Origin of the sequence: Pseudarthrobacter phenanthrenivorans, from assembly GCF_000813845.1 — a bacterium.
Classification (GTDB): domain Bacteria; phylum Actinomycetota; class Actinomycetes; order Actinomycetales; family Micrococcaceae; genus Arthrobacter; species Arthrobacter phenanthrenivorans_B.
Window position 1 is genome coordinate 75,708 of the sequence record NZ_JWTB01000039.1, and the last position, 11,340, is coordinate 87,047.

Genomic DNA, 11,340 nt, shown 5'->3' on the forward strand with positions numbered 1-11,340 from the left:
CCCGTTGACGTGGGGCTGGTCCGTGGACGTCGGGCGCAACGGACCCGCTGCCCTGCTAGCGGTTTGCCGGCCGCAGCGAGGTGATCATCCTTCGGATGTCCGCATACTCCGCCGTGTCCCGGTACTTCTTCGCCAGGTCAAGGTAGGGCAGCGAGGGGTCGCCGGGCGTCGCATTGTTTCCCGGGTCGTAGGAGGCGCCGAACATCGCCGCGTTCGGCGGCCACCGGAAGAACTGGAAGATGGGGCAGGCATCGGGACCGCTTGCGGCGGGGCCGGATGTGATCCCGTACCCGGCCGCCGGGGTGCGGTAGGTGCCCCGCGCAGCGGAGTTTTTGCGGGTTTCGAAGACGAACTGCGGCACCACGCCGTCCTGGACCAGCACCGGAATGTCCGCGGTGTCCAGGATGTCGTATGGGTACCTCTCGGTGCACGTGGAGCCGGTGGCCATATTGGTCCGCAGCGTGGCCATCACTTTCCCGGCCTGGTTCCTGACCTCTGCGAATGCCCCGCCGCCTTCGGCCAGTTCCCCCGCCGGGTCTTTGACGCGCCAGGCGGACGGAAGATCGAACGCCATGGTGCCGTCCGCCGTCGTAAAGGTTGTCCATGCCGCCGCGGGATTGCCGGCTTCCGTCACCGGCGCCGGCGACGGAACCTGCGACGGCGGCGGGGTGGGTGTGGGGGTCATTGGTGCCGTGGCGGTCCCGGGGGACGACGGCGCCGGCTGCCCGGTTTCCGGCTGCGGGGTGCACCCGGCCAGGAAGGCCGCGGACAGCAGCACTACTGCAACGGACCAACCAGGACGTGCCTTGAAGAAGCTGCGCACCACACACTCCCCGGGTCCGACGATGACCCTTCAAGTGTGGCCCGCCCGGCCCGGGCGGAGGAGGGCCAATGGACCTGTTCCCTCCCCCGCCGGGACTGCAGGGTCAGCGCTCCAGGAGGGACACGTCCCGGACGGCACCCTTGTCCGCGGACGTGGCCATGGCGGCGTAGGCACGCAGCGCGGCGGACACCTGGCGGTCCCGGTCCTTCGGCTTGTACCCGCCGTTGACCAGCAGCTTTTCCCGGCGTTCGGCCAGGATCTCGTCGGAAACCTCCAGCTGCATGGAGCGCTGGCTGATGTTGATGCTGATGACGTCGCCGTCCTCCACCAGGGCGATGGCACCGCCGGAGGCAGCCTCCGGGGAGATATGCCCGATGGACAGGCCGGAGGTGCCGCCGGAGAAGCGGCCGTCAGTGATGAGGGCGCACTTCTTGCCCAGGCCGCGGCCCTTGAGGAACGACGTCGGGTAGAGCATCTCCTGCATGCCCGGACCGCCTTTGGGGCCCTCGTAGCGGATGACCACCACGTCGCCCTCCTTGACCTGCTTGTTCAGGATCTTTTCCACCGCTTCGTCCTGGGACTCGCACACCACGGCGGGGCCCGAGAAGGTCCAGATGGACTCGTCCACACCGGCGGTCTTCACGACCGCGCCGTCGACGGCAATGTTGCCGCGGAGCACGGCCAGGCCGCCGTCCTTGGAGTAGGCATGCTCTACGGACCGGATGCACCCTTCCGCGGCATCGGTGTCCAGGGAGGTCCACTCGTTCGACTGGGAGAACGCGGTGGAGGAGCGGACGCCGCCGGGGGCAGCGTGCCACAGGGCCTGTGCTTCCTCAGTGGCCTTGCCGCCCCGGATGTCCCAGTCGTCCAGCCAGCCGTCCAGGTCGGCGGAGTGCACCGAGTGGACATCCTTGTGCAGGAGGCCGCCGCGGTTCAGCTCGCCCAGCAGGGCGGGGATGCCGCCGGCACGGTGCACATCCTCCATGTAGTAGGTCTTGTCCTTGGCCACGTTCGGGGCCACCTTGGCCAGGCAGGGCACCTGGCGGGACTTGGCGTCCATCTCTGCCAGGCCGTAGTCCACGCCCGCCTCCTGGGCAGCGGCGAGCAAGTGCAGGATGGTGTTGGTGGAGCCGCCCATGGAGATGTCCAGTGCCATGGCATTGTCGAAAGCCTTCGCCGTGGCGATGGAGCGCGGCAGCACCGACTCGTCGTCGCCGTCGTAATAGCGCTTCACCAGCTCGACGACGGTGGCGCCGGCCTTTTCGTACAGCGCCTTGCGGGCGGTGTGAGTGGCGAGCACGGAGCCGTTGCCCGGCAGGGACAGGCCGATGGCCTCGGTGAGGCAGTTCATGGAGTTGGCGGTGAACATGCCGGAGCAGGAACCGCAGGTGGGGCAGGCGTTCTCTTCGATGAGGTTGATGTCCGCATCGGAGATGGACTCATCCACGGCGTCGGCAATCGCGTTGACCAGGTCCAGGGAGCGGACGGAGCCGTCGGTCAGGGTCACGCGGCCGGCTTCCATGGGGCCGCCGGAGACGAAGACTACGGGGATGTTCAGGCGCAGGGCTGCCATGAGCATGCCGGGGGTGATCTTGTCGCAGTTGGAAATGCAGACCAGGGCATCGGCACAGTGCGCGTTCACCATGTACTCAACGGAGTCGGCGATCAGGTCGCGGGACGGCAGCGAGTAGAGCATGCCGCTGTGGCCCATGGCGATGCCGTCATCCACGGCGATGGTGTTGAACTCGCGCGGCACCGCGCCCGCGGCAAGGATCGCGTCGGACACGATCCGGCCCACCGGGGCAAGGTGGGTGTGGCCCGGGACGAATTCGGTGAAGGAGTTGGCGACGGCGATGATCGGCTTGCCGATGTCCGAGTTGGCGACGCCGGAAGCGCGCAGCAGTGCGCGGGCGCCGGCCATGTTGCGGCCATGGGTGACTGTTTTAGAGCGGAGTGCAGGCATGCTTACCATCTTCTTGCCTGGGCGACGCGGACGGAAGACAGCGCTGCTACTAGTAGTGGGAGTACCAGAGTAATAGTATTTTCCGGTGAGTGATCCCGGGCGGCGAAAAGAACTTGGCCTCTTCCTGAGGGCCCGGCGCGACCAGGCGCTGCGCGCCGACTACGGCCTGCCGCCCGTCGGCCGCAGCCGTGAGCGTGGGCTCCGCCGCGAGGAGGTGGCATTCCTTTCCGGCGTCAGCGTCACCTGGTACACCTGGCTGGAGCAGGGCCGGGACATCAGCCCGTCCCGGCAGGTCCTGGAGGCCATCAGCCGTGCGTTGCATTTGTCGAGCACCGGCCTGGGCTACGTCCTGTCCCTGGGCGGGTATGCCTCCGCAGCTCCCGCCGGGCCGGCAGCCGATACCGCCCCGCCCCACATCCAGCGCCTGCTGGATGCCCTGGACCCCAACCCGTCCTTCGCCCTGTTTCCGGACTGGGGCGTGGCCGGGTGGAACAGGGCCTACGCGGCGCTGTACCCCAACATCGCCACGGTGCCGGCGGCGGACCGGAACCTGCTGTGGCTCGTGTTCACCGACCCCTACGTCCGGAACCTGCTGCCGGACTGGGAGACCACCAGCAAGCGGTTCCTTGCAGAGTTCCGGGCCGAGACCGGGCAGCGGCTGGGCGATCCGGACATCCAGTACCAGATGGAACGGCTGAAGGAAGCAAGCCCGGAGTTCCGGCAGGGCTGGGACCTGTACGACATCCTGGGTTTTGAGTCCCGCGAGCGCCTCTTCCACCATCCGGCGGTCGGGGTGCTCCAGCTGGAACACCACCAGGTGTCCCCGTCGGACCGGCCTGACCTGCACATCGTGGTGTACACCCCGGCCCCGGGCAGCGACGCCGCAGCGCAGATGGAGTCCCTGCTGTCCGTGGCCGGCTAGGCTTCGTCCACACCGAGGTAGGCGAGCGCGGCGGCTGCCTGGGCCCGGGTGGCCACGCGGAGGGTGGGGTCGACGGCGGGCAGGAACGACGGCGAGTGGTTGGCGGGGATGTCGGCGTCCACGGTGCCGTTCGCCACGGCCCGCCGATAGGTTTCCGGGGGCACGGAGCCAACCACCCAGTACACGTACGGGATGCCGAACGCGTCAGGGATGCGGCTGAAGTCCTCTGACGCCGTCTGCGGGGCGGTGCGGTAGACAGCGTCCGCGCCGAAGGTCCTGGTAAAGGCTGCAGTGACCCGGGCGTTGGCCTCCGCATCGTTGCTGGTCAGCGGGTACTGGTCGTAATACTCGAATTCCGGTTCATGCGGCGAGCCGGCGGCTGCGCACTCGCCCCGCACGATCCGCTCGATGGCGGCCACCATGGCGGCCCGGACGGCAAGGTCGTACGTGCGGAGGTTGAGCAGCAGCTCCGCCCGGTCCGGGATGATGTTGGCCGTGGCTCCGGCGCTCACCGAGCCAACAGTCAGCACTGCGAACTCCCCTGGAACCGTTTCGCGGGACACCACAGTCTGCAGGCGGAGGACGATGGATGCGGCGAGCACCACCGGATCCACGGACTTGTGCGGCATGGAGCCGTGGGCGCCGCGGCCGTGGACGGTAATCCGTACAGAGTCGCCGGCCGAGAGCACCGGGCCCGGCGTGGTGCCGACGGTTCCCGCCTCGGTGGGCATGACGTGCTGGGCCAGTGCGACGTCCGGCTGCGGGATTCCGCCGGCCAGGCCGTCGTCGAGCATTGCCTGCGAGCCTGCCGCTGTCTCCTCTGCCGGCTGGAACAGGGCGGTGTAGGTTCCCCGCCAGGCATCCCGGTGGTCTGCCAGGTACTTTGCCGCGCCGAGCAGGGCCACCACGTGCATGTCGTGGGCACACGCGTGCATCACCCCGGGGACGGCGGAGGCGTAGCTTGCCCCGGTTGCCTCGGTGACCGGGAGGGCGTCCATGTCGGCCCGGGCCAGGACACCCGGGCCGGGTCCGTTGGCCAGGACGCCCACCACGCCGGTGCCACCAAAGTGCCGGACGTCGAAACCCCAGGCCGCCAGCTTCGCCGCAACAGCCGCGGAGGTTTGGTGTTCGGCCAGGCCCAGCTCCGGGTTCCGGTGGAGCTGTTCGTAGAGCGGGACCTGCCAGGCCAGCTCCTGCTCGATCCCGTCCGCAGCGCTGTTCGCAAAATCCATCGAAGGCTCCTCCCGGCCGGTGGCGCCGGCCCTTGGGGTCACTTTAGGCCAGCACCCCCTGCCGCACCACGGCCGGCTTGAACCGGGCACCCGCGCCCGGGAATACCGGCACCTCGATCCGCGCGTGGGTGTGGACCTCGGTGACCGTGGCCTTAGTGTGCCGGGCAATCTGTTCCATGGTGGTGACCCACATGCCATCCATCGCCTTCACCCGCTCGATGAGCTGTTCCAGCGCCACGGCCTTGGATGGCCGGCCGGAGATGAAGGGGTGGTTGGTCAGCACGAAGCAGCTGCCCTGGGAGTGGTGGGCCTGGGCCTCCAGCGTCCACATCTCGAGGACCTTGGCCGGGCTTTCGATCACGCCGCTGCCGGTCACACCGGGGTAGAACGCGTACTGCTCCCAGTCGTCAAGGGTCCAGTCCACGGGAATCTCCACGATGTCCCGGGGATCATCCGCGGCGACGGCGAAGCGGTAGGGGGCATCGCCGTCGAGCAGGCTGGAATCGTAGAGGAAGCCGCGGTCCGCCAGCAGGGCCGGCGAGTGCCAGTTCAGCTCCCACCAGGGCGCCCGGTACCCCACCGGCCGGACGCCGGCAACCGTGGCCAGGGCCTCCAGTCCGCGGTCGATGTAGCTGGCCTCGGTGGCGGCGTCGATGCCCTGCATGGGTTCGTGGAGGTAGCCGTGGTGTGCCACCTCGTGGCCGCCGTCAACGATCTGCCGGACGACGTCCGGGTAGGACTCGGCGGTGAAGCCGGGGATGAAGAAGGTGGCCTGGATGTCCTGGCGGGCCAGGATCCCGAGGAGCCTGGGGACGGCGATTTTGGGGCCGTAGGACTGGTGGGTCATCAGCGACATGCGCCGGGTGCTGGTGGGATCATGGGCGATGGTGCAGGACTCGGCGTCCACGTCGAAGGTGAAGGAGGCGGCTGCTTTGGCGCAGTCGGGCCAGACGATGGGGTGCAGCGGGTCCGCGATGGCGGGCTGGTTCACGGGAAGTCCTTTCGGCGGGCGCAGTGCGCCCGCCTGGTCTCGGGAAGAGGGGTTGCGCCGCTTAGCGGGCGGGAAGGGCCGGCGTGCTGTCCGTTGTGGCCCCGTCACCGGGAGCGGTGCCCGCCTGGAGCCCGGCGGCGGGCTTCAGCGCGAGGTAGCGGATGTGCTGCCGCGGGCCAAGGATGGCGTAAACGGCGGCGCTGGTGAGGCCTCCGGCCAGCCAGGACAGGTCCCAGCCGCCCAGGGCCACGGCGATGGGGCCCTGCATGATGGGGATCAGCCCGTACATGAACAGCCAGGTGGCGAAGATGCCGGCCACGAGGGAGATGACGCCGGCCCAGTTGACGCCTGGCAGCCGCTTGGTGCCTACGGCGTCGAACAGGCGCCCTGGCTCTCCCGGCCAGCGCTTGTCCAGCCAGAAGTAGTGGACCAGCATGATTCCGCCCCAGGCAGCCACCCAGGCCACCAGGCCGATCAGCCAGGCGTCGAGGACCGCGGCGAAGTCCTCCTGGAAGATGAAGAAGACGACGGCGGCCAGCGAGAAGACGCCGACGAACAGGTTGAGCTTGCGGCGGCTGATGGAGATGTCCAGTGCCTGGGTGGCCACGGAGAAGGTGTAGATGTTCAGGATGTTGGTGGCGATGGGGCCGTGGAGCACCATGAGCAGCACCGGCAGGGCCATGGCGCCGAAGTTGAGGACGATCAGCTTGCCGGGATCGATCTCGCCGCTGTTGGTGGCCAGACTGGCGCCCAGGACACCGAGCCACACTACGGGGATGAACTGGCCCAGCACCGAAGCGAGGTAGACCTTCTTCTTGGGAACGCTGGTGCTGACAAAGCGGGAGTAGTCCGCGGCATACGTGAACCAGGTGATGCCCCAGCCGATGCCGATGGCGGTCATCACAGCGCTCATGGCGGCGATCCGCTCCGAGCCCTCAAGGATGGCGCCGGCGGGTCCGGCGTAGCCCCAGTCGATGTCCATGCCGAACCAGGCGACGGCGGACATGACGGCCAGGATGAGGATGGTGGGCGGTACCGTCCATTTCTCGAAGGCCGCGATGGCCTTGTAGCCGAACCAGGCGATGGCAACCTGGAGGGCCATGATGAAGGTGGCGACGCCGATCTTCCAGGCGTAGTTGGGGGCTTCCGGGTCCACCCAGCCAAGGGTTCCGAAGAGTGCCATGACCAGGTCCAGGATGATCCACGTGTTTACCGCGCACCAGCCGATGACCAGGAGGGCCTGGATGGCGGCCGGCAGGTAGTTGCCGCGGCGGCCGAACGCTGCCCGGGCCAGCACCATGCCGGTGGCACCGGTCTTTTGGCCCAAGAGGACAAAGCAGCCAAATAGCAGCATGCCGATCAGGTTGCCCAGCACCAGGACGGTGATGGTGTCCGCCAGTCCGAGTCCCAACTGGATACCGAGTGCGCCCAGCACCCAGTTGATGGGCGCCAGGTTGGCGCCCGCCCAGATCCAGAACTGGCCGGATACCTTGCGTGTTCGTGCTGATTCGGGAATGGGCTGCAGCCAGGCTTCATGGTCCACAACGCTGTGGTCCTGCGCGGCCTGGCCGGGTTGGCCGTGCGTGGCTGTTGAAAGCTTTTCTTGCATGGGGGCCTCCGTGAGGTGAATAAGTACCAAAAGGCTATGTGGCCCCCATCACAAGCAACAAGATACAATCTGTCGAACAGATTCCCCTATAACGTTACGGAACGTCGTGTCAGTGTTTCTCGGCGAAATACTCGCCCATCCCGCCCTCGCAGCCGCCGACCCCCTGGTCCATCCACAAGGGGTGGTGGCGGATGCACAGCCGGTCCGCTGGGTGCACTCCAGCGAGGTCCTGGACATCGCGCCCCTGCTTCGCGGCGGTGAACTGCTGCTCTGCGGCGGCATCACCCTTGCCACCGCCACGCCCGGCCGACGAAAAGACTACGTCCGCGAACTCGCCCAAAAGGGCATAGCTGCGCTGGCCGTTGAAACCGGCGGCGCCCTGCCAGCGATCCCTGAAGACATGCTTCGCACCGCTGAGGAATTCGGTCTTCCAATCGTGGAACTGCGCAAGGTGGTTCCATTTGTGGGCGTCATGCAGGCCATCAACTCCATGCTGGTCAGCGAGTCCGTGGGCCACCTGCAGCAGGCGGACGCGGCCACCCGCGCCATGGCAGCGGAGCTGGCCCACGGGGCCTCGCTGGACAAGATCCTGGGAGTGCTGGCCGGCATCACCAGGTCCGCCGTAAAGCTCACCTCCCCGTGGGGCGTGACCATGGGCAGCGCGGCGCCGGAGGGCTGGAGCAATGGGGTGGACGCGGAGGCCGGAGAAGGAACAGCGGACGACGACGGCAATGGGCCACGTGGGCACGGCGGCTTTTACCCCGTGGCAGGCGGAACGGTGCTCACCGTGGACATCCCCGTACGCGGGGTCCTCATGGGCCGGCTCGAGGTGCGGGTGCCGCAGGCGGCGGACGTCGCGCTGGCACAAGTGGCAGGAGAACGCGCTGAGGACATCCTGGGCCTGGCGCTGCTGCAGCACACCCCGCCCGGCCTGCATGCCCTGGCCGGCGCGGAACTGATGCGCGCGGTGCTGAACTCGTCCCCGGAGTGGCGCCTTGAGCAACTGGCACCGGGGGCCGGCTTTCCCACTGATTCCCCCGCAGTGGTGGCGGCAATCCATGCAGCTTCCCCGCAGGAGCTGCGGGGCGCCGTCGAAACCTTCCTGGGCACACGGCGCATACCCTGCGCCGCGTACCTGGACGATGCCGAGCTGGTGGTCATGATCGGACTGTCCTGCAACGACACCCTGGGCGAACGGCGCCAGCTGATGGAATCGCTCCGGAGCCTGGAAGGTGACCACGATGCCGTGATCGCCGTGGGCCCCCTTGCCGGCGGTGTGGCCGAGGCTGCGTGGTCGCTGGCGGAGGCACGGCGTGCACTGGAGGTGCGCCAGATCCGGCGCCGGAACGCGTCGGCGCGAAGGAGGTTCCCGGCGCGCGGCCTGGTGGTGGTGGATGCGGAGGACGCGGCCGTCGAAAGCCTCTCCCTGACCTGCCTTGATGCCACGGCGCGGGAGGCGTTCGTCAACCGACAGCTCAGGGCAGTCCTGGAGCATGATGCCCAGCGGCAGTCCCAGCTGCTGGAGACCCTTCAGGTGTGGCTGGACTCCGGTTGCAACACAGCGCAGTCGGCCCGGGAACTGCACTTGGAGCGGCAGTCCATGCACCACCGGCTGCAGCGGATTTTCGAGCTCTGTGGGGGTGATCCGCGCGGCACGGGACGGCTGGCGGCACTGCACCTTGCGGCCCGGATGGCCGGCCTGCCCTGACCTGTGGGTGGCTGCGCCACACAGCTGTGCCGGCATTCGGTGAATTCGCGTGGATTTATGCCGAGCCATAGGGGCAACAATTAGGGGCAGCCCGGGATTGTTTTAGATGCCTCGAGCAACAACACTGATCGAACTGGGATTTAGCGGTGGCATTTAACTTCCGGGAGCCAAATTGATCAATATTCCGTTTTTCCACCGGCGCAGGCGTACTAATAGCGCCGGATTTTCCCTGCCTTTACCCTCACAGCGCACTGAAGGCCCGCCCGGCACCCGTCCGCGCCCATGGCCTGACCTGCGGATTCCCGGAATCCTGACGGCGCTGCTGGTTGTCCTGGCTGCACTCGTGGCGCCTATTCCGGCATCGGCTGCCACCGGCGATGTTGGCGTTGCAGGTCCTTTTCATACGGGCACGGAGACTCCCACAGGTACCAAGCGGGCCACAAGTTCCTTGTGGTTTAACGACGGGTCCTGGTGGGGAAATCTGTGGAATTCCGCAACATCCAATTTCCACATTTTTAAATTCAATGCGGGAACGAGTTCCTGGGCGGACACGGGGGTCACAACAGATCCGCGTCCCAACACCCATCATGATGTTTTGTGGGACGGGAAGACGCTGTATGTCGCAAGCTACAAGTTCGTTGACGACGGACTGCCTGCCGAGCCCGGCTTCCCCACCACAATGCGCCGCTACAGCTACGACTCCAGTGCGAAGAAGTACACGCTGCTGGGTTCCAGCCAAATCAATAACTCCAAGATCGAAGTCCTGACCATCGACAAGGACTCCACGGGCAGGGTCTGGTCCAGCTGGCAGCAGGACAACAGGATCTACGTGAACGTGACCGCCACCGACGGCAAGACCTGGGGCACCCCGTTCCAGCTTTCGGGATCGATGACCAATGTGTCCGTGGACGATACGTCGGCCGTGATTGCCTTCGACGGCAAGATCGGTGTGATGTGGAGCCGGCAGGTGGGTGACTCCACCGACGGCATGTACTGGAGCTACCACGTCGATGGTGCATCTGCCGCCACGTGGAGCACCCCCGTGGCGGCAGTGTCCGGACAGCGAAGCAGCGATGACCACATGAACCTGAAGTGGCTGGATTCCTCGGGCGGCCGGGTGTTTGCAGCCATCAAGACCTCATACACCTCCTCGTCCCAGCCGCTGATCCAGCTGCTGGCCCTGAGCGGCACCAGCTGGTCCGCGCACACGATAGCGACTGTTGCCGAGTGCCCCAACCGCGTGATCGTCATGATTGACGAGAGCACCCAAAGGCTGCGGACCTTCGCTACGTATCCGAAGCCATCCGGCACGACGGACGCCGGTGTCTGCACCACCTCCGGCGGCGCAATCTACGAGAAGTCCACGCCGCTGGACAACATCAACTTCACCACCACCAAGACGGCGCGCATCGTGGATGCCGACCAGTTTGTGCACAATGTGACCTCCACGAAGCAGAACGTCAACAGTTCCGCGGGCGGCACGGCGAACAGCGGCCTGCTCGTGCTCGCGGACGTCAACGCCACCAAGCAGTACTGGCACTATTTCGATCCCACCGGCGGCGGTGGAGGCTCTGACACCACTGCCCCGACGGTGACCGCCACCTCGCCGGCTTCGGGTGCCACCGGAGTTGCCGTGACGGCCAATGTGACGGGAACCTTCTCGGAGGCCATGGACCCCTCCACGATCACGTCGGGCACGTTTACGCTCACCGGCGGACCGGCGGCCGTGACGGGGACGGTGACATATGGCGCCACGGGAAAGGTTGCAACTCTGGACCCTGCTGCAGACCTGGTGGCGGGGACGAAGTACACGGCGACCCTCAAGGGCGGCAGCAGCGGCGTGAAGGATGTTGCCGGTAACGCCCTGGCCGCGGACAAGACCTGGACCTTCACCACTGCCGGTACCGCGCCCGCGCAGACTCCGATTGCCGTGAAGGCGGCGTCGCTGAACGGCGCGCTGGGAGCGGCAACCACTCCGGAGGTCTACGGCCTCAGGGACAACGGCGGGTACCAGTGTTTTGAACGCGGATGCATCCTCTACTCGCCGGCTTCCGGCGCTCACGTGTCAATGGGCGCAATCCGGAGCCTGTGG

Annotated in this window: 8 protein-coding genes; 3 read left to right on the top strand and 5 right to left on the bottom strand. The window is 67.0% G+C overall.

Annotated elements, in window-relative coordinates:
• Positions 1–55: 55 nt before the first annotated feature.
• Both RM50_RS18015 and ilvD read right to left on the bottom strand, forming a co-directional pair.
• Positions 56–823 (bottom strand): hypothetical protein, encoded by a 768-nt coding sequence (locus RM50_RS18015; protein ID WP_240472000.1) that lies wholly within the window; start codon positions 821–823, stop codon positions 56–58.
• 103 nt (positions 824–926) lie between these two features.
• Positions 927–2,786: a dihydroxy-acid dehydratase gene (gene ilvD, locus RM50_RS18020; RefSeq protein WP_043455506.1), complete on the bottom strand. Its 1,860-nt coding sequence runs from the start codon at positions 2,784–2,786 to the stop codon at positions 927–929.
• Between the two features lie 85 nt (positions 2,787–2,871).
• Here ilvD and RM50_RS18025 point away from each other — a divergent pair, with 85 nt between their 5' ends.
• Positions 2,872–3,708: a helix-turn-helix transcriptional regulator gene (locus tag RM50_RS18025; protein WP_043455508.1), complete on the top strand. Its 837-nt coding sequence runs from the start codon at positions 2,872–2,874 to the stop codon at positions 3,706–3,708.
• On the opposite strand, the gene RM50_RS18030 is transcribed toward RM50_RS18025, so the two are convergent.
• From RM50_RS18030 to RM50_RS18040, 3 genes are all read right to left on the bottom strand, one after another.
• Positions 3,705–4,940, bottom strand: a complete 1,236-nt coding sequence (locus RM50_RS18030; RefSeq protein WP_043455510.1) for an amidohydrolase — start codon at positions 4,938–4,940, stop codon at positions 3,705–3,707. The two genes, RM50_RS18025 and RM50_RS18030, sit on opposite strands and share 4 nt — an antisense overlap.
• A gap of 43 nt (positions 4,941–4,983) precedes the next feature.
• Positions 4,984–5,931: a polysaccharide deacetylase family protein gene (locus RM50_RS18035; RefSeq protein ID WP_043455512.1), complete on the bottom strand. Its 948-nt coding sequence runs from the start codon at positions 5,929–5,931 to the stop codon at positions 4,984–4,986.
• 61 nt (positions 5,932–5,992) lie between these two features.
• Entirely contained in the window at positions 5,993–7,540 is a 1,548-nt protein-coding gene (locus tag RM50_RS18040; RefSeq protein WP_043455514.1) for a purine-cytosine permease family protein, read from the bottom strand.
• A gap of 106 nt (positions 7,541–7,646) precedes the next feature.
• Between RM50_RS18040 and RM50_RS18045 the strand changes: the two genes are divergently transcribed.
• Together RM50_RS18045 and RM50_RS18050 are read left to right on the top strand one after the other, a co-directional pair.
• Positions 7,647–9,248, top strand: coding sequence for a PucR family transcriptional regulator (locus RM50_RS18045; protein ID WP_043455518.1), 1,602 nt, complete (start codon positions 7,647–7,649; stop codon positions 9,246–9,248).
• A gap of 595 nt (positions 9,249–9,843) precedes the next feature.
• Positions 9,844–11,340: Ig-like domain-containing protein (locus tag RM50_RS18050; RefSeq protein ID WP_240472002.1), on the top strand; the 1,497-nt coding region annotated here is incomplete at its 3' end.